Annotated in this window: 24 protein-coding genes; 11 read left to right on the forward strand and 13 right to left on the reverse strand. The window is 70.5% G+C overall.

The window, feature by feature from the left end; all coding sequences use genetic code 11:
* The first annotated feature begins 123 nt into the window (after positions 1 to 123).
* On the forward strand, positions 124 to 1,146 hold the full coding sequence (locus J2W45_RS15535) for a LacI family DNA-binding transcriptional regulator (protein WP_310133621.1): 1,023 nt from the start codon (positions 124 to 126) through the stop codon (positions 1,144 to 1,146).
* Here the strand turns inward: J2W45_RS15535 and J2W45_RS15540 are convergent.
* Entirely contained in the window at positions 1,124 to 1,975 is an 852-nt protein-coding gene (locus J2W45_RS15540; RefSeq protein WP_310133624.1) for a helix-turn-helix domain-containing protein, read from the reverse strand. The genes J2W45_RS15535 and J2W45_RS15540 overlap by 23 nt on opposite strands.
* A gap of 67 nt (positions 1,976 to 2,042) precedes the next feature.
* Between J2W45_RS15540 and J2W45_RS15545 the strand changes: the two genes are divergently transcribed.
* Positions 2,043 to 4,238: an alpha-galactosidase gene (locus J2W45_RS15545; protein ID WP_310133626.1), complete on the forward strand. Its 2,196-nt coding sequence runs from the start codon at positions 2,043 to 2,045 to the stop codon at positions 4,236 to 4,238.
* Positions 4,239 to 4,262: 24 nt separating this feature from the next.
* On the opposite strand, the gene J2W45_RS15550 is transcribed toward J2W45_RS15545, so the two are convergent.
* The 3 genes from J2W45_RS15550 to J2W45_RS15560 form a co-directional block, all read right to left on the reverse strand.
* The gene (locus J2W45_RS15550) at positions 4,263 to 5,489 is read right to left on the reverse strand and encodes a MinD/ParA family ATP-binding protein (RefSeq protein ID WP_310133628.1); all 1,227 of its coding nucleotides are present in this window, start codon (positions 5,487 to 5,489) and stop codon (positions 4,263 to 4,265) included.
* An 86-nt stretch (positions 5,490 to 5,575) separates the two neighbouring features.
* On the reverse strand, positions 5,576 to 6,460 hold the full coding sequence (locus J2W45_RS15555) for an NAD(P)-dependent oxidoreductase (protein WP_310133630.1): 885 nt from the start codon (positions 6,458 to 6,460) through the stop codon (positions 5,576 to 5,578).
* A gap of 19 nt (positions 6,461 to 6,479) precedes the next feature.
* On the reverse strand, positions 6,480 to 7,394 hold the full coding sequence (locus tag J2W45_RS15560) for an SDR family NAD(P)-dependent oxidoreductase (protein WP_310133632.1): 915 nt from the start codon (positions 7,392 to 7,394) through the stop codon (positions 6,480 to 6,482).
* A 138-nt stretch (positions 7,395 to 7,532) separates the two neighbouring features.
* Between J2W45_RS15560 and J2W45_RS15565 the strand changes: the two genes are divergently transcribed.
* The 3 genes from J2W45_RS15565 (at position 7,533) to J2W45_RS15575 (ending at position 9,603) form a co-directional block, all read left to right on the forward strand.
* On the forward strand, positions 7,533 to 8,363 hold the full coding sequence (locus J2W45_RS15565) for a helix-turn-helix transcriptional regulator (protein ID WP_310133633.1): 831 nt from the start codon (positions 7,533 to 7,535) through the stop codon (positions 8,361 to 8,363).
* A gap of 205 nt (positions 8,364 to 8,568) precedes the next feature.
* On the forward strand, positions 8,569 to 8,718 hold the full coding sequence (locus tag J2W45_RS15570) for a hypothetical protein (protein WP_310133635.1): 150 nt from the start codon (positions 8,569 to 8,571) through the stop codon (positions 8,716 to 8,718).
* A gap of 129 nt (positions 8,719 to 8,847) precedes the next feature.
* A complete protein-coding gene (locus tag J2W45_RS15575) occupies positions 8,848 to 9,603 on the forward strand; it encodes an MmyB family transcriptional regulator (RefSeq protein WP_310133638.1) in 756 nt (251 codons plus the stop codon).
* Here J2W45_RS15575 and J2W45_RS15580 read toward each other — a convergent pair.
* Together J2W45_RS15580 and J2W45_RS15585 are read right to left on the reverse strand one after the other, a co-directional pair.
* Entirely contained in the window at positions 9,558 to 10,079 is a 522-nt protein-coding gene (locus tag J2W45_RS15580) for a VOC family protein (protein ID WP_310133640.1), read from the reverse strand. The two genes, J2W45_RS15575 and J2W45_RS15580, sit on opposite strands and share 46 nt — an antisense overlap.
* A 72-nt stretch (positions 10,080 to 10,151) precedes the next feature.
* Positions 10,152 to 11,369, reverse strand: coding sequence for an MFS transporter (locus tag J2W45_RS15585; protein WP_310133642.1), 1,218 nt, complete (start codon positions 11,367 to 11,369; stop codon positions 10,152 to 10,154).
* 111 nt (positions 11,370 to 11,480) lie between these two features.
* Here J2W45_RS15585 and J2W45_RS15590 point away from each other — a divergent pair, with 111 nt between their 5' ends.
* The 3 genes from J2W45_RS15590 (at position 11,481) to J2W45_RS15600 (ending at position 13,564) form a co-directional block, all read left to right on the forward strand.
* Complete coding sequence (locus J2W45_RS15590) at positions 11,481 to 12,074, forward strand: TetR/AcrR family transcriptional regulator (RefSeq protein ID WP_310133644.1); 594 nt, start codon at positions 11,481 to 11,483, stop codon at positions 12,072 to 12,074.
* A gap of 75 nt (positions 12,075 to 12,149) precedes the next feature.
* Entirely contained in the window at positions 12,150 to 12,623 is a 474-nt protein-coding gene (locus J2W45_RS15595) for an SRPBCC family protein (RefSeq protein WP_310133647.1), read from the forward strand.
* Between the two features lie 41 nt (positions 12,624 to 12,664).
* Positions 12,665 to 13,564, forward strand: coding sequence for a LysR family transcriptional regulator (locus tag J2W45_RS15600; RefSeq protein ID WP_310133650.1), 900 nt, complete (start codon positions 12,665 to 12,667; stop codon positions 13,562 to 13,564).
* Positions 13,565 to 13,590: 26 nt separating this feature from the next.
* Here J2W45_RS15600 and J2W45_RS15605 read toward each other — a convergent pair whose 3' ends face one another.
* The 3 genes from J2W45_RS15605 to J2W45_RS15615 form a co-directional block, all read right to left on the reverse strand.
* Positions 13,591 to 13,926 (reverse strand): DUF202 domain-containing protein, encoded by a 336-nt coding sequence (locus tag J2W45_RS15605; protein WP_310133652.1) that lies wholly within the window; start codon positions 13,924 to 13,926, stop codon positions 13,591 to 13,593.
* The gene (locus tag J2W45_RS15610) at positions 13,910 to 14,299 is read right to left on the reverse strand and encodes a DUF302 domain-containing protein (RefSeq protein ID WP_310133656.1); all 390 of its coding nucleotides are present in this window, start codon (positions 14,297 to 14,299) and stop codon (positions 13,910 to 13,912) included. Before J2W45_RS15610 ends, J2W45_RS15605 begins: the two co-directional genes overlap by 17 nt.
* 86 nt (positions 14,300 to 14,385) lie before the next feature.
* Positions 14,386 to 15,435: an SLAC1 family transporter gene (locus J2W45_RS15615; RefSeq protein ID WP_310133659.1), complete on the reverse strand. Its 1,050-nt coding sequence runs from the start codon at positions 15,433 to 15,435 to the stop codon at positions 14,386 to 14,388.
* 227 nt (positions 15,436 to 15,662) lie between these two features.
* On the opposite strand from J2W45_RS15615, the gene J2W45_RS15620 reads away from it, so the two are divergent.
* The 3 genes from J2W45_RS15620 to J2W45_RS15630 are packed head-to-tail and all read left to right on the forward strand — an operon-like array spanning position 15,663 to position 17,312.
* Positions 15,663 to 16,073, forward strand: coding sequence for a hypothetical protein (locus tag J2W45_RS15620; RefSeq protein ID WP_310133661.1), 411 nt, complete (start codon positions 15,663 to 15,665; stop codon positions 16,071 to 16,073).
* Positions 16,067 to 16,285 (forward strand): helix-turn-helix transcriptional regulator, encoded by a 219-nt coding sequence (locus tag J2W45_RS15625; protein ID WP_310133663.1) that lies wholly within the window; start codon positions 16,067 to 16,069, stop codon positions 16,283 to 16,285. The genes J2W45_RS15620 and J2W45_RS15625 overlap by 7 nt, the downstream gene beginning before the upstream one ends.
* A 10-nt stretch (positions 16,286 to 16,295) precedes the next feature.
* Positions 16,296 to 17,312, forward strand: a complete 1,017-nt coding sequence (locus J2W45_RS15630) for an NAD(P)-dependent alcohol dehydrogenase (protein ID WP_310133666.1) — start codon at positions 16,296 to 16,298, stop codon at positions 17,310 to 17,312.
* 10 nt (positions 17,313 to 17,322) lie between these two features.
* Here J2W45_RS15630 and J2W45_RS15635 read toward each other — a convergent pair whose 3' ends face one another.
* The 4 genes from J2W45_RS15635 to J2W45_RS15650 are packed head-to-tail and all read right to left on the reverse strand — an operon-like array spanning position 17,323 to position 22,077.
* Positions 17,323 to 18,966: a glycoside hydrolase family 13 protein gene (locus J2W45_RS15635; protein WP_310133669.1), complete on the reverse strand. Its 1,644-nt coding sequence runs from the start codon at positions 18,964 to 18,966 to the stop codon at positions 17,323 to 17,325.
* 17 nt (positions 18,967 to 18,983) lie between these two features.
* Complete coding sequence (locus tag J2W45_RS15640; protein ID WP_310133671.1) at positions 18,984 to 19,787, reverse strand: carbohydrate ABC transporter permease; 804 nt, start codon at positions 19,785 to 19,787, stop codon at positions 18,984 to 18,986.
* A complete protein-coding gene (locus J2W45_RS15645; RefSeq protein ID WP_310133673.1) occupies positions 19,784 to 20,749 on the reverse strand; it encodes a carbohydrate ABC transporter permease in 966 nt (321 codons plus the stop codon). The genes J2W45_RS15640 and J2W45_RS15645 overlap by 4 nt, the downstream gene beginning before the upstream one ends.
* Entirely contained in the window at positions 20,746 to 22,077 is a 1,332-nt protein-coding gene (locus J2W45_RS15650) for an ABC transporter substrate-binding protein (RefSeq protein WP_310133676.1), read from the reverse strand. Before J2W45_RS15650 ends, J2W45_RS15645 begins: the two co-directional genes overlap by 4 nt.
* Positions 22,078 to 22,101: the final 24 nt, after the last annotated feature.

The following is a 22,101-nucleotide window of genomic DNA, read 5'->3' on the forward strand; positions in this document are numbered from 1 at the left end:
GAGGCTCTGGGAACGTGCACAGACTAAGTCGACCGCAGCGACGCTGTCAAGCGCGAACGCGAAGAATTGGGAACGTGCACAGTCGCGGCACCATGCGGGCCTTCGCGCAACTATTGTGTGACCATGCCACCAGAACGCACCCGGCCGAAGGCGGCGACGATCCACGATGTCGCCGCCGCCGCCGGGTTGTCGCGCGGGACCGTCTCCCGCGTGATCAACGGCGAGCCCTACGTCTCCGAGGAGGCGCGCGCGGCCGTCGAGTCCGCCATCCGTCAGGTCGGCTATGTTCCCAACACGGCGGCCCGGAACCTGAAGACGAAGCGGTCCCGAGCGGTGGGGCTCATCGTCCACGAGCCGCACCCGCTGTTCCTCGAGGACCCCAACATCGGGGCGATCCTGCTCGGCACCAACTCGGTGCTCTCGAAGGCCGACTATCAGCTGGTGTCCCTGATCATCGACTCGGAACGGGACAGCGACCGCGTGGCGGACTATCTCGGCGGCGGGTTCGTCGACGGTGTCATCGTGATCTCGGCCCGGGCCGGCGACCCCATCGGGCGGGCAGTGACGGCGATGGGCATCCCGGCAGCGTTCGTCGGGCATCCACCGGACCTCGAGGGCATCGCGTACGTCGGCATCGACAACGTGCACGCCGCGCACGCAATCACCGAGCGGCTTCTGCTCACGGGCCGACGTCGCGTCGGCATGATCGCGGCAGCGCTGGACCGCGACTCGGGCCGGGACCGGTTGGCAGGGTTCCGCAGCGCGCTGGGCGAGCGCTTCGATCCCGAACTCGTCGTCGACTCGCCGTTGTACTCATACCGGACCGGGCTCGAGGGGATGCGCGAACTGCTGAAACGAGCGCCCGACATCGACGGCGTCTTCGCGGCGTCCGACGCCATCGCCGCAGGCGCTCTGGACGCCCTCCGCGAGGCCGGGCGGTCGGTGCCGGCGGATGTGGGCATCGTCGGCTTCGACGACAGCGCCTGGGCGTTGCGCTGCCAGCCGCCGCTGTCGACGGTGCGGCAGCCCGCCGACCTCCTCGGGCAGATGGCGGCCCAGCGCGTCCTCGACCAGCTCGACGGCAAGCCCTCGGCTCCGGGCGGCACGATGCTCGACACCGAGGTCATCTGGCGGGAGTCCGCGTGACCTCGGCCCTCTCGCTCCAGCCGCTGTTCTGACGTCGGTACAGCGCCGGCGTCGTGCCGCACGCGGCCCGGAAGCGCTCGTAGAACTGGCTCGATGACCCGAAGCCCGCTGCCACGGCGATGTCGCTGACCGGAAGCCTCGTCGCGACGAGCAGGCGCTGCGCTTCGGCGAGCCGGCACTGGGCCAGGTAGCCGCCGATGCTGATCCCCGCCACGCGCTTGAACAGTGCCATCGCGTAGTTGGGGTGCAGGTGGACGCTGCCCGCGACATCCCCGACGCCGATCGGCTCCGCGAAACGAGCCGCGATGAAGGCCGCCATTGCAGCGACCCGCTCCGTCGCGCCGGTGGTGACGGGGGTGGATGCGGTGCGGGTGTCGCGCGCCACGGACAGCCGGCGCACGAACGCCTCGACCTCCAGGCGCGCCGTCCGGTCGACGAAGGCCGACGCGCTCCCCAGCTCCTCGACCCACACCGGGAACCGGGCCCCCAGCTCGAGCGGGTCGACGTCGGGGATGATCATTCCACCGCTCAGGAGTGTGGACACGAACCCGTCGGGAAGCCCCCATCCGAGGAAGACCGGGAGCGGCACCGTCAGCCAGGTGAAGCGGGTGCCCGGCCGGAGTTCGACCAGCTGGTGGGGGCGCGCCGCCCAGAAGATGGCGGCGCGGCCGGCGGGGATCAGCGTCTGGACGCCGTTGAGCAGGTACGCCACGTCGCCGCCCGCGGTGTTCACTTCGACGTCGTCGTGCCGGTGGGCGCCGGCCATCGGACCGGGCTGGTCGTGCCGGGCCGTGAAGCCGAACGAGTGCTGCTGAACGGTGGGGAGCATAGTTTCCCGGAGTTTATAGCGGTCAGGCGGGAAGAAGTCCCGGAAGCTCCTCCGTAGCGTGGGTCCCATGTCTGACACTCAGCCGATCGTCGTCGCCCGGGCAAGCTACCGATGGGAGTGGTCTCCGGCCACCGACCGGTTCTCCGTGCTCGACCGTCACGGGTTGCTCGTGCTCTCCGCGCGGCTCCAGCCGGCGGTCATCCTGAGCACCGGATCCACCTCAGCGGGGGCGGTCGGGAGCGCGGACTTCGACGGCGACGAGCTGACGGTGCGCTACGAGAACGTCAACGGGGGAGACCTCCTGACGCTGCGCGTGCGCCTGGCGGAGGACGGCATCTGGTTCGACGCGCCGCGCTATGAGTCGGCGCGCCACGCAGACGTCGTCTCGGTGCTCTCCTTCGCGGAGTGGTCGGCAGACGGACCCGTCCCGGGGATGGAGTGCGACTACATCGTCCACCCCGGGTCGAGCGAGTCCTCCGCTCTCGGACCGGTGGTCCCCTCCCAGCTGCGGCTCGACGTGACGACGTGGCTGGGCCGCGGGTCGAACGACTGCGACGACATCGTCGCGGCCCAGTGGGGTCTGCCCGTCCACTACGTCGCCGGGTTCAGCATCGAGGGGTCCATGTGCGAGCGCGGCGCGCTCACCCGGCGGCTCTCGGCCGCCTTCTGCCTCGGCCTCACCGCCGTGCCGGCCGGCGATCTGCTGCTCCGGCAGAAGAACGGACGGATGAGCCCGTGGCTGCGGACCCACTCCGATCAGTGGCGCTTCCTCACGACGGGAAGCGGCGCGATCGAGGTCGGCGCATCCTGGGCGCTGACCGTCGCCGACTCCTACGATTCGGCCATCCGCGACTACTACCGGGCGTTGCGTGCGCGCGGCATCGTGCGGCCGCGCACCCGCACGGCGGCGCAGCGCGCGACGCTGGCCCGGCCGCAGTTCAACACCTGGGGCGCCCAGTGCGCCGCCGGAACGGCCGTCGAGCACTTCGATCAGGCGGCCCTCGAATCCATCTACGAGGACGTGCGGGCCAGCGGCATGCGCCCCGGCGTCTTCGTCATCGACGACAAGTGGGAGGGCGAGTACGGCCTCCTCGAGCACGATGCCGAACGGTTCCCGCGGTTCGAGGCGTTCCTCGACCGCGTGCGGGATGACGGGATGCAGGTGGGGCTGTGGGCCGCGTTCCTTCGCTGCGACGCCCCCGCCGCCCACGGCCTGCTGCCCGAGCACATGTTGTGCGACAGCGCAGGTGCGCCGGTGAAGCGGGGCAACCAGGGTCACAGCTACTACCTGTTCGACGTCTCCCAGGAGCCCGTCCGTGCGGTGCTCGCCGACCGCGCCCGTGCGTTCATGTCGCGTTACCGGCCCAGCCTCGTCAAGTTCGACTTCGGCTACGAGCTGCCCGCCTTGGCGAACGCCGCTCCCCGCATCCGCTCCTGGGGCGGGGAGCTGCTGCTCGTCAAGGCGCTCGAACTCGTCATCGGCGCCATGCGCGAGGTCGACCCCGACGTCGTGGTGATGTACTACAACCTCTCGCCGCTCCTCGCCGACTTCGTCGACCTGCACTCCACGGACGACATGTACCTGAACGCCGACGAGTACCACGCCGAGGCGAACCGTCGCATCTTCTTCAGTTCGCTGCTCGGGGAGATCGGCGTCCCCAGCTACGGCTCCGGAGGGTACGACTGGCTGCAGATGCAGGACATCTGGCTGGACACCGCCGCCTTCGGGCCGATCGGATCCCTCGGCAGCTTCCACGGGGACCCCCGAGACTCCACCCCGACCGACCTCGACATCGCCCGCTACAACGGTCTCGCCGCCCTGACCCGCCCCTCCACGGAGTTCGCGACGGAACCGCTCACGCCCGCCTACCTCGGCGGATCGACCGGAGCTCGCTCCTCCTCGTGGGCGCGCTACGAAGGGGATGCTCTGACGGCGCTGGTCACCCGGCCGACCCGGTGGGATGGCAGCGGTGTGGTCCGCAAGCAGCGCATCGTCCGGACGGAGGCGCGTGCCGCGATCCTCGGCCGGACCGAGGAGTCGCTCGAGGGGTCGTCGTCGCTGGGCATCGTCAGCCTGGACCCGGGGCCGATCGAGCTGCTCCGGCCGCACGCGGAGCGTGTCACCGCGATGGCCCACTCGGCGGACGGCGGTCGGACGGAACTCGGGGTCGAGCCGACGCCGGACGGCTACCGGATCGAGCTGCGGGAACGTGCGGAGAACGGCTCCCCGGTCGAGTGGACGGAGTTCACCGTCGTCTCGTAGTGCGCGCCGGCGCTGGTTCGGGTTCTAGAGCCCCTCGGCCACTGCCGCCGCCGCGTGCAGCCACGCGCGCCGAGTGCGCGGCGCCAGGGTCTCGAACGACAGTCGCCCGCCGTGCATCTCCGGGTCGAACGGGATGGTGACAGCGCGCCGGGCCAGCGGCTCGAAGCCCGCGGCCACGCGGCGCGCGTCGGAGGCGGGACCGGTCCGCTCGGACTGCGAGACGATCACGACGGCGTCGCGCGCCAGCCGGGCTGACTTCGCATCGCGCTGCAGCAGAGCCTCCAGGAGGAGCGCACCAGCCTCGGCGTGCTCGCCGAGCGCGGTCGTCGCGATGACGAGCTGATCGGTGTGGTCGATCATCCGCAGCCACCGTTCGGCCGACTCGTCGTTGCCGCTGTCGATGATCACGAGGCGGTAGAACTTGGTCGCGACGGTGTGCAGGCGGTCGAAGTCCGCGCTCGAGATCCGCTGCTCCGTCGCGAGCATCGTCGGGTTCGAACGCAGCACGTCGTACTTGTCCGCGTTCTGGTGGTGGACGTAGTGCCCGATGTCGGCGGTGCGGGCGCCGGCCGACAGCAGGGCGTCCGCGGCGGGCAGCAGCGACTGGACGGTGGAGTCGTGGTCGTCCTTCTCGGTGCGCCAGCCCAGCGTGCCACGGGTCTCGTTGTTGTCCCAGGCGAGCACCCCCGAGCCTCCGTTGCGGGCGAAGACGGCCGCCAGCAGCGCCGTCGTCGGCGTCTTGTTCGCGCCGCCCTTGCCGTTGACGATCGCGATGGTGCGCGGTCCCGCCCAGTGGCGGCTGACCGCGTCGAGCTCGGCCCGCTCGCGCAGCTCGGCGGCCGAGGGCGAGAGCGGGAGTCCCGCGCGGGCAAGCGCTCCACGGACGCCCTGCCGGGCGCGGTCGGCCCGGGGGCGCTCCGTGTAGAGGAACGATTCGCGGGCGGGGACGTCACGCGAGGGCGCCGGCACCGGGTCTGCCGCTGCGGCCGCGGAGAGCGCCTCCTCGTCGCCGATGCTGCCGTCGGGATGAACGGCGAGGAGCCAGTCCCCCTCCTCGTCGGAGACGGTGAGCCGCACCGGGTGGCCGGCGGAGGCGGCGATCTCGCCGACGCGGGTGAGCACGGCCTCGCGCAGGCGCTCGGTGCTCTGCTCGGCGAAGCCCTCCCGGGCCCCGTCGACGATCAGTTCGCCGGTCGCATCCGGGGAGAATCGCGCGCTGAGCTGCGGCGACGACGATAGCTGGGGGGTCACGGTGGTTCCTTCCGCGGTCCGTGCAGCGTGACGGCGCAGACCGACCAACGACGGTAGACGCGCTTCCGGCGATCGTCCAGTCGGGCTCAGCCGTTTGTCAGAGAGGACCTGTCGTCGAGCGCCGCCCACACCAGCTGAGAGGCCTCCTCGAGACCTTCCGCCCCGGCCAGCCCCCGGTCGCGGACAGTGGAGACATCCACGCCGAGCCGGCCGACCGCGTCCGCGAAGTGCTCGATGTCCTTCCGCATCAGACCCTGCAGGTGGGGCGCGATCTCCGGGGTGATCTGATCGCCCAGGGCCTGCATGACGAAGCTTCCGCCGCTGCTGGTCGCCAGAAGGCTCCGGAACGCCGCGATGTCCACGCCGATAGCTGCAGCCATCGAGAGCACGTCTTCCGCGTTCTTCAGGTTGGTCATCGTCAGGGCGTTGTTCAGGAGCTTCGCGACCTGCCCTGAGCCCGGACCACCCATGTGGACCACGGAGGAGGAGAACGTCTCGAAGACGGGGAGTGCCCGCTCGAACGCCAGGCGGTCGCCTCCGACGATGGTGGCCAGCTCGCGCCTCTCGGCGCCCGGCCCTCCGCCGCTGACGGGTGCGTCCAGCATGGTGATGCCGCGTTCGCCGGCATGCTGCGCGAACCGGGCGGCGGCCTGCGGGTCGCCGGTCCCATGGTTGACGATGATGGCGCCGGGGCGCATGGCGGCCAGCAGCCCCTGCCGGTCGAGTATGTCGTCCACGTCCGCGTCGTCCCGCAGCACGAGCAGGACGATGTCGCTCGCCGCGGCGAGCTGCGCCGGCGAGGCGTCTGCGGTGAAGGAGCCGGGACGGAGGGTGTCCAGCGACGCCGCTCGGCGAGCCCAGACGCGTAGGGCGAAGCGGGAGTCCGCGAGGGCGCGCGCCATAGGCGCGCCCTGGTCGCCGAGGCCGATGAAGCCGACGGTGGTGATGGTCGAAATGGTCGAGATGGTCATGATGTGTTCCTCTGTTCGATCAGGCGGAGATGAGGCGCGTTCCGAGATCCCACATCCGGTCGGCGTTGTCGCGGTCGAGGGCGTATGCCGCCACACCGGACTTCCATCCGTTTCCGTCGTGGACCACGGGGGCCTCGTTGTTGTCCTCGAAGTAACGACCGCTCACTCCCTCGAGGAGCGGGGACGTCGCGACGAACAGGCTGGTGGCCGCGCCCTGCTCCACCGTCTTGCGTCCCTCCGGCGGCGTCTTCAGGCCGCCGGTGTGCTTCTGCAGGCCGGTGGCGATGGCGCCCGGCATGACGGCGTTCACGGTGATCCCGTCCGCGGCCCACCGCTCGGCGGCGCCGACTGCGAACAGAACGGACGCGGTCTTGGACTGGCCGTAGGCAAGCAGCGGGTCGTACGGGCGGAACCGGAAGTCGATGTCGTCGAAGACGACCGGCGAGATCAGGTGCCCGCTGGAACTCACTGCCACCACCCGCGCGGAGCCGGCCTGGGCGAGCGCGGGGCGCAGTCCCACCGTGAGCGCGAAATGCCCGAGGTAGTTGGTCGCGAACTGAAGTTCCGTGCCGGACTCGGTGCGCTCCTCGGGCGTGGCCATGATGCCGGCGTTGTTGATCAGGATGTGCAGGGGGCCGTCCCACGCTGCGACGAACCGCCGCACGGATCCGAGATCCGACACGTCGAGCGTGGCGGCGCGCACCGCGGGGTTCCCGGTCGACCCGGCGATGTCGGCGGCAATCCGGCGGCCGGCGTCGAGGTTGCGGACCGCGAGCGTGACGTCGGCTCCCCGGAGGGCGAGAACCCGCGCCGTCTCGATGCCGATGCCCGAGCTCGCGCCGGTGACGACGGCGCGCTTCCCGGTGAGATCGATGCCGTCGGTGACGTCTTCCGCGGTGGATGCGAAACCGAACGGCGAGGTGATCAGTGCCATGATGTTGCTCCTTGTCTGTGGACTGTCACCCGCTTGAACGGGCCCGCTTCCGGACAAAGTCCCTGCCAGACTGACCGGGGTTTTCCTGGTACCCGGAGGGACGGTCTGAGCGACTCGTGGAGTGGGTACGGTTGGCTCATGGAGCCGGCCGACGAGAACGCACTGGGTCGGTTCCTGCGCGCTCGCCGGGAGCAGATCCATCCATCCGACGTCGGCATCCCGCTGACCAAGCGTCGCCGCGTCACCGGGCTGCGCCGGGAGGAGGCGGCCCGACTGGCGGGTATCAGCGCCGAGTACTACCTCCGCCTCGAGCAGGGACGGGACCAGCATCCGTCCGACTCGGTGCTCGCCGGGCTGGCGCGTGCGCTGCTGCTGGACGACGCCGCGACGGCCTACCTTTTCGCTCTCGCGCGCCCGGTGCCGCGCCGCAGACCGGCGGCGGAGCAGGTGGAGCGCGCGGCGGACGGTTTGACGGAGCTCGTGGACGCCTGGACGTCCACCCCTGCGTACATTCAGGGTCGCCTGTCCGACGTGCTCGCCTCGAACCGCATGGCCCGAGCGCTCGCACCCGTCTTCACGCCGGGGGTCAACCTGGTGAGGGTCGCGTTCCTCGACCCGGAGGTGAGACGGCTGTGGCGCGACTGGTCGGAGATGACGGAAGGGACGGTTGCGGGTCTGCGCGCCCTCTCGGGGGCCGACCGCGACGATCCGTCCTTCGCTCGGTTCATCGCCGAACTGAGCGGCGCGAGCGAGGAGTTCGCCCGGCTGTGGGCGCTTCACGAAGTGCGGCCGAAGGACTCGGGCCGGTCGGTCATCCTGCATCCCGTTGTCGGTGAGCTGGATCTCCGCTACCAGAAGCTCGCGCAGGCGGGGACGCGTTCCGGGCAGCTGCTCGTGGTCTACTACGCCGACCCGGGGAGTCTCACGGAGCAGCGATTGGCGGTTCTGCGCGATCAGCGACCTGCGTGACGCGGAATTCGGGCGCCGTCGTTCGCAGCGCGAATAGTGGGGGACAAGCACGCTCCAAAAGCTTCGTGCGCTAACTACCTGTCGGCCTTACTGTCGGGGTGCCGGTCGAGGACGATTCGCCGAGGAGGGAGAATCCATGCGATGCCCGCGCTGCCGCGCCGAGATGATGCGCTGGCGGAACTCGTTCTATGGTGTCGGCCTTGCCGTGCACGAGTTCGCTTACGACTGCCCGGAGTGCGGCTACCTGCAGTTCGCGCCGCCGACCTCGGAGGAGGAGGCCGAGGACCAGCCGCAGGCGCCGGAGCACCGATCGGGTCTGAGTCGTGTCCTCCAGCTCATCGGGGGCAGACGTTGACGACCTCGGAGCTTACGCATGACGACGCGAACGCCGATAACAGTGGGAGGCCGGGCGCATGGCTGATTTCGAGCCACGGCTCCAGCACGGCTCCGCTCTGCGCGGCCTTATCGAGGAAGTGAGGTTAACGTGCCCCATCTGACGCTGTTGAACCGGATGCGCGAGCTGGACGAGTCGGCGGTGGGCGAGTGGGCCGCGCGACTGGACTCCGCCCGGAGCGAGGACGAGACCAGGACCGCCCTCGCCGGACTGCTTTCCGAGAGCGCCGCCCGTGCGCAGGCGGAGAACGCCGTGCGGCGGTGGCTGCCGCGGGGTGAGTCGGCGTCGCGACCTGAGGCGGTTCCCCTTGCGGTGTCGCGCGCGGTGCGGCGCATGAAGACGCCGGCCTACGTGCAAGGCAGGCTGATGGATGTCCTCGAATCGAACAGCCAGGCGCGGTCGCTGACCGACTGCTTTGAGCCGGGGACGAACCTGGCCCTCTCCATCTTCCTGAGCGAAGCGATCAAGGAGCTAGGCGGCGACTGGGAGGCGGTGACCGCCTCGATGGCCCGGTACCTCCTGTATCGGGCGGAACGCGAGCCCGCGGACCGCGGCCTACAGGCGCTGGTCGGCGAGCTGGCCGTGCGCAGCGCCCGCTTCCGGCGGTTGTGGGCGGAGGAGATGCCGGCGCCGCAGCGGTCGAGCATCGGGGAGTGGCGGCATCCCATCGTCGGTCAGCTTCGGCTGACCCGGGAGAAGACGCTGATCGAGGGCACCGACGGGATGATGCTCGTGGTGTACCGGGCCGATCCGGGCAGCCTGTCGGAGGTCGCGCTGGACCTCCTCGAGACGCTGCGCACCTACTCCTCCCAGGTGCGTCCGGGGAGGCGAGAGGTGATCTCCTGAAGCACCCACCGGTTGCCCTCGGAATCCGCGAACGAAGCGTAGGACGCGTACGACCGCCGCTCGGGGTCATGCCCGGGCGCGCGGCCATGGTCCCCGATGTGGAAGCCGCCGCCGAGACCGCCGGCCGCGTCGTGGAAGACATCGCTCACGGCGACTCCGCGGTCGAGGAGGTCGGCCCGTGCGGCGTCGATGTCGTCGACGACGAGGAGGAGCCCGTCCAGCGAGCCCGGCTGCGCGGCTGTGACGCGGGTGCCGAAGAGCACGGACGCGGGCGATCCGGGAGGCGTGAACTGCATGAGACGGTAGCCGTCGGCGCCGTCGACGTCGGCATCCACCCGCCAGCCGAGCTCCCGGTAGAAGCGCCTGGCCCGGTCGTAGTCGGCGACGGGGATGACGACGCCTTCCAGCCGGAAGGGGATGCTGGTGGCCGGCTGGCGGGATGCGCCCCCGGCGGGTGCAGTGCGGGTCTCGTTCATGATGGTGACCTCCTGGGTCGTCGGGTGTTTCGGTGATGGGGTTGATGTGGGTAGGTCGGGTCGGGCTGCGGGTCAGGCTGCTGTCGCCGCGATGGCGCGGCCGGCCGCTTCGCGCCGGGCGATGACGGACTGGGCGACGAGCCCGACGACGGCGAAGAGGAGCACTGCGGCGGCGTATGCCTCGAATGTGGGGAGGATGCCCCACCGCGGCGCCAGCTGCCCGGCGATGACCACCGGGAGGCCAAAGGAGAGGTAGGCGGCTGTGTAGACGCCCGCGAAGACGCCGGCCCGCTCGTGGTCGGCCACCCGCGGTGCGATCAGGCGCAGCTGGCCGCCGAAGGTGCCGCCGAAGCCCGCGCCGCCGAGCAGCCCTCCGACCCAGAGCAGCGGGAGCGTCGTGGTGGTGACCGCCGTGAGCACCACGAGCATGCCGGCGAGCAGCAGTCCGAGGCCGACGATGGTGCCGCGCCGCGGGGCGAAGCGGGCGAAGACGAACCCGGCGACCGCGGAGGTGAACGGCCCGACGAAGGCCGTGAAGCCGGCGACCAGGCCGCCGTCGTAACCGAACTGGAGGCGCAGGATGGACGGCGAGAGCCCGAGGAAGAACGCCGGGAACATCCAGCCGGCGATGTGCACGGGGATGCCCGCGACGTAGTCGCGACGGAGGTGCGCGGGCAGGACGATCCGCGGAGTCAGTGAGCGCGCGGCGCCCGGGCGCTTCACCGACGTCTCGGGGGTCAGCGCGACTAAGACGATGCCGAGCACCATCATCGCGGTGAGGACGGCGAAGACGATGGTGTTGGCGTCGCGCGTGAACTGCACGGCAGTCCCGGCGAGCAGCGCACCGAGTCCCAGCCCCCCGGCCACGGATGCGCCGGCGAGGCCGCCCGCCAGCTTCTTCAGGTGGGCCGGGGCGTGCTCGGCGATGGAGGCGTTGAAGGCGCTGGTCGCCAATCCCGTCGCCAGCCCCTGCAGAGCCCGTGCCGCGATCACCCAGCCGATGCTGGGGGCGACGAGGAACACGACCATGGAGACGAGCTCGCCCCCGAGGGACGCCAGCAGGACCGGGCGCCGTCCGGTGTGGTCGGAGAGCGAGCCGCCCACAAGCAGGGCGACGAGCAGGGCGACGGCGTAGACCGAGAAGGCGATCGTGAGGATGCCCGCCGAGAAGCCCCACTGCTCCTGGCGGAGGGAGAGCAACGGAGTCGGGGCGCCCCCGGCGAGGAAGAACGCGGCGAAGACGATGGAGACGCCGACGAAGGCGGTCCTCGAGCCGAGGGGACGGGACATGGGTGAAGCTCCTTGTACAGATGGGTCTAAATGGATTCCGCTCACTTTAGACAGAGCTGTCCAAACAAGTCAAGCTCTTTTTAGACAGGTCTGTCTGATATGATCCTTGTCATGACTAAGGCATCCGGATCGGCGCGCGAGCGGCTACTCGCCGCGGCTGATCGCCTCTTCTACGCGGAGGGGATCCACACGGTGGGCATCGACCGTCTCATCAGCGAGGCCGGGGTCGCCAAAGGGTCGCTCTTCTACAACTTCTCCGGCAAAGACGACCTCGTCAGTGCGTACCTGTCGGGCCGCCAGGAGGATCGCCGCGACCGCATCGCCCGCCACCAGGAGGGCGTCGCCGACCCGGTGGACCGCATCCTCGCGATGTTCGACGCGCTGGAGGAATCGGCGCTGTCTCCCACCTACAACGGCTGCCCGTTCGCGAACGCCTACGCCGAGGCTGCACCCGACAGTGTCGAAGCGGAGGCCGTGAGGTCGTTCCGCGCCTGGCTCGCCGAGAGCTTCCTCGGGCTGACCCGCGAGGCGGGCTTCACCGACCCGGAAGACGTCGCCCGCCGGGTCGGCGTGCTCTACGACGGGGCGATCTCCACGTCCCAGCTCGACGCGCATCCCGATGCCGTGCGCCTGGCGCGCGAGATGGCCGCGACGGTGATGGCCGCCGAGCCGCGAGTGGCGCTCGCGCCGGTCGCCGCGGTGTAATACCGCTGTCCTGACCGGTTCTCCCGGAGGAGGGCGGATGTCCGAGACCCCGCTGCCACCTGTCGAGGAGCCGGTGTGAGCGCGCCGCGCCCCGCCGGCATCGTCGCCGAGGTCGACATCCGGCGGCCGGTGGCGGAGGTGTACGCGTTCCTGCGCGATCCGCGGAACCTGCCGCGCTTCCTCGGCGACGTGCTCGCCGTCGAGGTGCTCGGCCCTCTCCGGTCCCGCTGGACCGTCGGGCTGCCGCTCGGGATGCGCATCCACTGGACCGCGGAGGTCGTGGAGGACGTCCCGGGCGAACTGTTCAGCTACCGCACTCGGACCGCCGGTCGCGTGACCACCTGGCGCTACACCTTCCAGCCGGGGGAAGCGTCGACGCTCGTGCGCGAGCAGCTCACCATGCCGGGCGGGAACCTCGCCCGGCTCGCGCTGCGATTGGCCCGCAAGCACCCCGCCGATGAAGTGCGCTCCAACCTCCACCGGCTGAAGCAGCTGCTCGAGACCGGCACGGTCACGGATACGTCGAACGCGTTGCCCGGGCGGTTCTGACCTGCGCTCGTGGGATCGTGGACAGCGGAGGGAGGAGCGGCGTGCGGAACCTTGACCTGGAGAGTCTCCAGCTGCTGTGCCTGGTCGCAGAGGTGGGCAGCCTGTCCGCTGCGGCGCGACGGCGCGGCGTCACCCAGCAGGCGGTGTCGGTGCGGATGGCCGCGCTGGAGGAGCGGTTCGGCGTGCCCCTGCTGCGACGCAGCCCTCAGGGAACCTCCCTGACCGATGCGGGTGCCGTGCTCGCCGACTGGGCGGCTCCCCTCCTGGAGGCCGCGCGGCGATTCGAAGCGGCCGCTGAGACCTTCCACGCCAGCCGGGAGACCACCCTGAACGTCGCGTCGAGCCTGACGATCGCCGAGGCGCTGGCTCCGCTCTGGGTGTCGCGGCTGCGGCGGGACCATCCGGAGATCGCCATCCGGCTGTCGGCTGTGAACAGCGCCGCCGTGGTGGAGTCGGTTCGGGCGGGGGACGCGCAGCTGGGTTTCATCGAGACCCCCGATCTGCCCTCCGGGCTCTCCCACTCGGTGATCGCGCACGATGAACTGATCGTGGTGGTCGGGGCGGCGCACCCGTGGCGCCGCCGTCGCTCGGGGATCACCGCCGAGGAGCTGGCGGCCGCGCCTCTGGTCGCTCGAGAGGGCGGTTCGGGCACCCGGCGCACCCTCGAGAAGGCGCTGGACGAGCTCGGCCTGCGCCCGGAGGCCTCGGCGATGGAGCTGGCGTCCACACCGGCGATCCGCGCGACCGTCGCGGCGGGTCAGGATGCTGCCGTGCTGAGCATCCTGGCCGTACGGGAGCAGCTGGCAGCAGGCTCCTTGTTCCGTGTGGCCGTGCAGGATCTGAGGATCGTGCGCCCGCTGACTGCCGTGTGGGACCACGGGAGCGCGGAGAACACGGCGGTCGGCCGGATGCTGGACGTGGCCCGGTCGGTGGGCGCCTGATCGGTTCGGAGCCGGAGATCGGCGGGTCAGCCGAACGCCGCCGTTCCGAGGAGCAGGACGGCGACGAGCACGACGATGGCGGTCGTCGCCGGTATGAGGCCCGACCGCCGGAGCGGCCGGCCGGCGCGGAGGGCGGCGTCCGCGAGCCGCCACTCGATCAGGCCGCCGATGGTGATGCCGGCGCCGGCGACCACCAGGACCACCGCCGCCAGGCGTTGGACGAGGGTGCCGTCGCCCGACTTGAGCAGCCCGAGGGCGACGCCGCCGCCGATCAGCGCGAGCGCCGTGCGGGTGTACGCGAGGAACGTGCGGCGGTTGGCCAGGGTGTCCCTGGCCGACGATGCGTCATCGGCTGAGGGCATCACGGAGCGTTCCGAGAAGACCGTCGAGCTTGGCGAGGACCGGTGCGGCGGTGTGGATGCCGAATCGCTCACCGAGCGTGCTGGGGGCCCGGTAGGCGATCCGCGTGGTCCCGTGATCGTCCCAGATGAGCATGCGCAGCGGCAGCTCGTATCCGATGGACGGGGATTCCTGCATCAGAGCCGTCCCGACGGCGGGGTTGCCGAAGATCACGACGACCTCGTCCTGCATGTCGAGTCCGGCGGCCCTGGCGCCGGCGGCGTGGTCGATGGTGGCGAAGACGGCGACGTCGCGAGTCTGGAGCTCCCTCTGCAGCCGGGCGGTGACGTCCGCGACGGTGCCGGTGCAGTCGGCGGTGATGAGTGTGTCGTTCATGGTGATTCTCCTTCGTTCTGCGTGGTGGTGGGGGGAGTGTAGAGCGGTGCGGTGCGGCCGCGAATGGGCGGATCCGGTTCTCGCCGTCACCGCCGTTCGATGGTGCTGTGTACGACCGGGGACACGAGGTCCTCGTCGTCCGCGAGGGCGAGAGCAGCGACCGGCGTCACTCCGCCGCGGGTGGGCAGCCGGGAGGCGCGGACGGAGAGCACGGAGACCAGGGCGACGAGGGCGGTGACGACGATCAGGCCGATCGCGGTCACCAGCATGTGGATCGCGCCGCTGTCGTCCGCAGTGAACTCGATCGCGTAGCCGACCGCCGCTGCCAGCGGGAAGGTGAATGACCACGCGCCCAACGAGAATCCGGCGCGGAGGTACCGCGCGGTCAGTGCGAGCTGCAGCAGGAGCATGAGCCCGGTGATTCCGGCGAGCACGTCCGCCGCGCCGTCGATCCGAGAGTGATGGAGGGCGAGCCACGCGATGCCGGCGACCGCCGGAGGTGCGAGCAGGATCGCCATCGTGGGCACGAGCGGGTTCGGGAGTGCCGGCGCGACGGTGAGCCGGAGCAGCACCAGTGTCATCATGACCGCCCAGAAGACGGCTCCGACTCCGAAGCACGCCCAGGCGAGAGCGTCGAAGCCGACGCGCTCCGCTGCGGCGGACGCGACGAACCCCGCGGCCACGGTCGGGATGAGATATCCGCCGTGGATGGCCTCCAACTGCAGCCGGCCCTCCAGCCAGGTGCTGATCAGCCAGCCGGCGAAGAGCGCTGCGACGGCGATCCCGGCGAGCACGACGATCCTTCCTGCGGTCAGCGACCAGGAGGCCAGGTCGGCGCCGAGCAGGATCGCGCTGACCGGAACGATCGCAGCGAGCGGTCCCTGCGCGGGGTGGCGGAGCTGTGCGATCAGGGTCGTCGTGGACCTGCGACCCCGCACGACATGGGCGGCGAGAAGGGTCAGCCACGCGACCGCCGCGAATACCCAGAAGGTCTGCGCGACTGCGGGGGCGAGACCGAAAGCGGGCGCGGCGGTGGACCACACCTTCGCGAGACCGGCGAGCCCGAAGGCGATCGCCCAGGTGTTCAGCGGTATGCGTTCGACCGGTTCGCCTTCGGTGGTGGTCTTCTCGGCCATGATGCGTGCTCCTTCACGGGAAGTGGATGGGGTCTTCTCAGTCTGGAAAGACATCACGGGTGGCGGAACGAGGAGGCGATTGGGTGGTCACAAGGACACGTTGTGGCAGTCGGCCGTGCGCCGCGGACAGCGGGCACGAGACCGCGTCCATGTAAGAAATTCTTGACACGCTGTCACCTCTGCTTTACTCTCAGAATGTCTGGAAAATTCGACATGCGAGGTGTCCGGTGTCGTTCGACGAGAAGAACTCCTGGGTGTTCCTGGTGACCGCGGTCATCGGTTACGCGACCTATCTGATCCTGCTGGCGGCGCACGGCGCCGAGTCGTACGTGCCGTTGCTGCTGTGGACGGTCGGCGGCGCGATCGTGATCAACATCGCGGCGAGCATCGTGCTGGGGATCACCAACCCGAAGGACGCGGACAAGCGCGATCAGCGCGACCGCGAGGTCTACGCGTTCGGCGAGCGCATCGGCGGCGCCTTCGTGGTGCTCGGAGCGGTCGCGGCGCTGGTGCTTTCGCTGCTGGAGGTGCCCTGGTTCTGGATCGCCAACGCGATCTACCTGGCATTCGTGCTCTCCGCCGTGGTCGGATCCATCGCGCGCCTGGTCGCATATCGACGCGGGATGCCCGCATGGTGAAGCCGACCCGTGTCACGAACTCCCTTCGCGCGTTGCGCTTCGCGGCCGGCGAGATGACCCAGGCGGAACTCGCCGACCGGGTCGGCGTCACACGGCAGACCATCATCGCCATCGAGCAGGGGCGTTATTCGCCTTCGCTCGAGATGGCGTTCCAGCTCGCGCGGGTGTTCGGGGTGCCGCTCGATGACGTCTTCCACTACCCCGAGGAGTGAGATGCAGGCGATGAACGAGACGACCAAGCAGCAGCAGATGCGCGCGGTGACCCAGGATGCGTACGGGCCGCCCAGCGTCCTGACGGTGGAGAACATCCCCGTGCCCGTCCCGGGGGAGGGGGAGGTGCTCGTCCGGGTCCGCGCCGCCGGAATCGACGCCGGCACCTGGCACCTCACGACCGGGCGCCCGTACATGATGCGGGCGATCGGATTCGGCTGGAGCGGCCCCAAGGCGCGGGTGCGCGGCCTCGGCTTCTCCGGTGTCGTGGAGGCCGTGGGCGGCACGGCATCCGGACCCGGTTCTGCGGCGCACGGCTGGCGCCCCGGCGACGCGGTGTTCGGATCGGCCGAGGGCGCGCTGGCCGAGTTCGTGGTCGCGAAAGCGGACGAGCTCGTCGCCATCCCGGAGGGCACCGGTTTCGAGGAGGCTGCTGCGCTGCCGGTATCCGGCGTGACGGCACTCCAGGCGGTGAACCGGGCGGGGATCCAGGAGGGGGATGCGGTCCTCGTCCTGGGTGCGGCCGGGGGAGTCGGACACTTCGCGGTGCAGCTGGCGGCCGCGCGGGGCGCGAAGGTGACAGGAGTGTGCAGCGGGCCGAAGGCGGCCCTGGTGCGGGATCTGGGCGCCGTCGACGTGCTCGACTACACGACCACCGATGTGCTGACGCTCGGCCGCATCTATGACGTGATCATCGACACAGCGGGGAACCGGCCGCTCTCCGCCCTGCGGCGCATCCTGGCGAGCACCGGGTCGGTGGTCCTGGTCGGCGGGGAGTCGGGCGGACCGCTCCTCGGAGGCATCCAGCGCACCCTCGGGGCCGCGCTGCTCGATCGCTTCGCCCGCCAGCACCTGGTGGGCCTGGTGGCCCGGGAGCGTGCGGAGGACCTGCGCGAGCTGGCCGCCCTCGTCGCGGACGGGACGCTGAGGCCCGTGATCGACACGGCGTACCCGCTCGAACGGACCGCCGAGGCCGTCGACCACGTCGGCACCGGCCACGCACGCGGGAAGATCGTCGTCACGCCCTGAGCGCCCGCGATCAGCGCATGAACCACACGGTGACGTCCCGGGGCACGCTCCCTGAGGGCAGCGCCGGTTCGGACGCGAGGAGCACCCGGGCGCCGTCGGGCAGCGGAACCTCCTCGCCGGAGACGTTCGCGAGGACGTGCAGATCACCGCGGCGGAAGGCGATGGTGCCCGGTCGCTCGTCCTCATCCCACTCCAGCGGACCGGTGCCCAGGCCTCGTTCGCGGCGCAGCGCCAGGGCGCGGCGGTACAGCGACAGGGTCGACGCCGGGTCGCCCTCCTGGCCGGCCGCGGCGAACCCGCCGAAGTAGGCCGGCTGCGGCAGCCACGTCTCGGACGACGACACGGTGGAGAAGCCGAACGACGGCCCCGACGAGGTCCAGGGGAGGGGCACCCGGCAGCCGTCCCGGCCGCGGATGCGGTGACCGGAGCGCTCCCAGACCGGGTCCTGCCGCACGTCGTCGGGAAGGTCCGTCACCTCGGGGAGACCCAGCTCCTCGCCCTGATACAGGTACGCGGAGCCGGGCAGCGCGAGCATGAGGGCGGTCGCCGCCCGCGCCCGGCGCAGGCCCAGCGCCCGATCCGGCTGCGGGTCGTCGGCGCCGACACCGGACTCGAGGGCGACGGCCCCGTCGTAGCCGTAGCGGCTGGCGTGACGCATGACGTCGTGGTTGGAGAGCACCCAGGTCGTGGGAGCGCCCACCGCATCGTTCGCCTCGAGCGACGTCTCGATCGTGCTGCGCAGGTCGGCGGCGCTCCACGGCTGCTCCAGGAACGCGAAGTTGAAGGCTTGGTGCATCTCGCCCGGGCGGACGATCCGGGCGGCGCGCTCCGGCGGCAGCCAGGCCTCGGCGCAGAGGATGCGGGAACCGTCGTACGAGTCGAGGAGGTTCCGCCAGTCCCGGAAGATCTCGTGGATGCCCTCCTGATCCCACATCGGAGGGAGCCGCCCGTCGACCGGGCGGACGACGCCGTGGACGGCGTGCGGCCAGTCGGGCAGCCCCTTCGCCTTGACGAGGGCGTCGCAGACGTCGACACGGAAGCCGTCGACACCGCGATCGAGCCAGAAGCGGAGCGTCGTGCGGAAGTCCTCCCGCACGCGTTCGTCGTCCCAGTTCCAGTCGGGCTGCGACGGGTCGAAGAGGTGCAGATACCACTGCCCGGGCGAACCGTCCGCTTCGGTGACGCGCGTCCAGGCGGGGCCCTCGAACATGCTCTGCCAGTCGTTCGGCGGCAGTTCGCCGTGTTCTCCGCGTCCGTCCCGGAAGTGGAACAGCGCTCGCTCGGGGCTCCCCGGCGCCGCCGCGAGGGCCGCACGGAAGGCGGGATGGTCCCACGAGCAGTGGTTGGGGACCAGGTCGACGATGACGCGGATGCCGAGGCGGTGTGTGGCAGCGATCAGCGCGTCGAAGTCCGCGAGAGTGCCGAACTGCGGGTCGACGTCCCGGTAGTCCGCGACGTCGTACCCGCCGTCGCGCTGGGGTGACGGATAGAACGGCGACAGCCACAGCGCGTCGACCCCGAGGGAGGCCAGGTGGTCCAGTCGGGCTGTGATCCCGGGCAGGTCGCCGATCCCGTCGCCGTTGCTGTCCGCGTACGACCGGGGATACACCTGGTAGATGACGGCGCGCCGCCACCACTCGTCGGCGCCGCTCATGCGTTCCTCCTCGATGGTCATTTGACGGCCCCCGCAGTGAGGCCGGTGATGAGGCGTCGCTGCAGCGCGATGTACGCCACGACGATCGGCAGGGCGACGAGCACCGCGGCGGCGGCCGTGACGCTCGGGTTGCTCGCCCGATCGGTGCCGGCGAAGAACGACAGAGCCAGCGGCGCCGTCTGCACCGCCTCGTTGCCCGGCACCAGAACCAGCGCGAGCAGGAACTCGTTCCAGGTGAACAGGAACAGGATGGTGGACAGCGTCGCGAGCGCCGGGCCGGCGATCGGCAGCAGCACCTGCCGCAGGATGGCGAACCGCGAGGCCCCGTCCATCCGTGCCGCCTCCAGGATCTCGGTGGGGACGGAGGCGAAGAAGGTGCGCATCCAGAACACGCCGAGCGGCACGGACAGGCCCACCTGCGGGAGGATCAGCGCCCAGGACGTGTCCACCAGGCCCCAGCCCGAGAGCAGCTGGTAGAGCGGGAGCACCGTCACCTCGTAGGGCAGCACCAGGCCGACCAGCAGGAGCGCCATCAGCAGGCGGCCGCCGGGGACTCGCATCGTGGCGAGCGCGTAACCGGCCAGGCACGACACGACTGCGGTGACGACGACGACCGTGACGGCGATGATCGCGCTCGACAGCAGCGCAGAGGCGAAGTGACTGCGCGTCCAGGCGACGGCGAAGTTGCCCCAGTCGATGGCAGAGCCCGAGCGGTTACTGAGGGCCGAGACGACGATCGATCCGAGCGGGTACACGGCGAACAGAGCCGCGACGATGAGGATGACGTGCGTTCCGACGGATTCGCGGAGAGCGGTCTTCATGAGGTCCGCCCCCGTCCGCGGGCGCGTCGCGGCGTGTCCCCGCGCTCGCGGAGCAGCAGCTGCACCACGGTCACGACGAGGAAGATGATCACGGTCAGCACGACGGCGATCGCAGACGCCTGACCGAGCTGACGGTTCTGGAACGCATCGAGGTAGACGAACAGCGACGGCACCGTCGTCGACGTGCCGGGCCCGCCGCGCGTGGTGTTCCAGATGATGTCGAAGTTGCGCAGCGCGAAGGTGATCGTGAGGATCAGGGCGATCGAGATCTGCGGGCGGAGCGCGGGCAGCGTGATGGCGAAGAACTCGCGGACCGGACCGGCGCCGTCCAGCCGCGCCGCCTCGTACAGCGACCGGTCGATCGTGACGATGCCTGCCAGGAACAGCACCATGCACAAGCCGTACTCGACCCAGGTGCCGATGACCCCGATGGAGGGGAGCGCGGTGTCGAAGTTCCCGAGCCAGCTGGTCGCCCAGCCGCCCAGGCCGATGTGGCGGAGCACCCAGTTGACCGGGCCGTCGGAGGCGAGCAGTCCCCGCCACGCGACGGCGACCACCACCGTGCTGAGGATCTGCGGCAGGAAGAGCGCCGCCCGGAAGAAGGTCAGCCCGTAGACCCGGATGCGCGACATCGCGCCCGCCAAGACCAGTCCGATGCACACCGGGAGTGCGGCGTAGAAGACCAGCAGGACGAGCGAGTGCCCGAGAGCCGCGCGCAGGTCCGGGTCGGTGAACACCGCGAGGTAGTTCGAGAGCCCGGCGGGCGTCGCCGGGGTGAGGCCGTCGTAGACGTAGAACGACGTCTGGATGGACGTCACGATGGGGTAGACGACGAACAGGCCGAAGAAGAGGAGGGCAGGCGCCAGGTAGAGCAGGCTCGACCAGCTCACCTGCCCTCCCGGTCGCCGGCGCCGCTGGGGGACGGCGACGCCGGCGAGCTCGCTGCGGGCGAGGACGGTCATTTGTGTCCCTTTGCCCACGCCGCTTGGACGGTCTTGGTGAAGTCGGCGCTCGAGATGCGGCCGGCCATCACCTCCTGAAGGGAGCCGCCCATCACGGAGAGCATGTCGGTGGTGCTCCAGTCGTAGTAGCCGACCTGCGTCCCGGCGGCGATCGTCTCCTTGAGGGCGGTCAGTGTCTCCTCGCTCAGGCTGTCGCTCGCCTTCACGCCGTCGGTGATCACCGGGAGGCGGCCGCCGTCGAGGATCCACTGACCGGTCTGCGGCGAGTGCAGCATGTCGAGCCAGGCGATACCGGCGTCGGTCTTCTTCGACTTCGAGCTGATGTGCCACGGGGATGCCGTCGCGCCGACGCCCCCGGAGACCAGGGAACCGAAACCGAAGCCGGTCGAGTCGAGCGACGCGCCGTTCCAGGAGCCCCCGACGAAGAACACGCCGGTCCCCTTCGCGAACTTGGCGATCGCGTCCTCGTTGCTGAGGCCGTCGTATCCCGCCTCGAAGTAGCCCTTCGACACCCAGGACTTCAGCGTGTCGGCGGCCTTCTCGTTGCCGGACGTCTGGAACGTCGTGCCGGCCTTGCCGCCGATCCAGTCGCGGATGCTCGCGGGCTTCTGCGTCGTGACGGCGATGTCGCTGAAGATGTGGGTGGCCGCGTACTGGTCCGAGTTGCCCAGCATCATCGGCACCTCGCCTGCGGCCTCAGCCGCCGCCGCGTCCTTCTCCAGGGCCGCGATGGTGGTCGGCGGCTGCAGGCCGAGGGACTGCAGCTTGCTCTTGTTGTAGTAGATGCCCTGCACCTCGCTGATCGGCGACATGCCGTAGAGGGTGCCGGAGCCGAAGGTCGTCCCGGCAGCATCCCATCTCGCGGGTGCGAGCGTGGAGGCGCCGGTCCCCGACGTCCAGCCGTAGACCTTCGCGACGTCGTCGAGCGGGCGGACCAGCTTGGCCTTCACGAGGGCGCCGTCGACCGCGTAGCCGATGTTCCCCTCGAAGACGTCGGGAGCGTTGGCGCTCGCCGCTGCGTTCACGACCGTCGCCACCAGGTCGTCGAAGCTCTTGTAGGTGATGTCGACCTTCACGTTCGGGTACTTCTTCTCGAAGGCGGGGATGAAGTTCTTCATCAGGGGCTGCTCGGCCTGGTCGGCCCAGACGGACAGCGTGGTGGAGCCGAGCTTCGCCACCTGAGCCGGGGTGACCTTGGCGGAGATGGTGGTGGAGGACGATGCGGCGGGAGCGGCTCCGCCTCCGGGGGCGCAGCTGGAGAGCACGAGCGCGGTCACGGTCGCGCCGATCGCGAGGGCGAGCGGGCGCAGGAATCGGTGGTGGGTCATGGCTTCCTTCGGGTTGGTCCGCCG

It is taken from the genome of Leifsonia shinshuensis (genome assembly GCF_031456835.1).
Lineage (GTDB): Bacteria > Actinomycetota > Actinomycetes > Actinomycetales > Microbacteriaceae > Leifsonia > Leifsonia shinshuensis_C.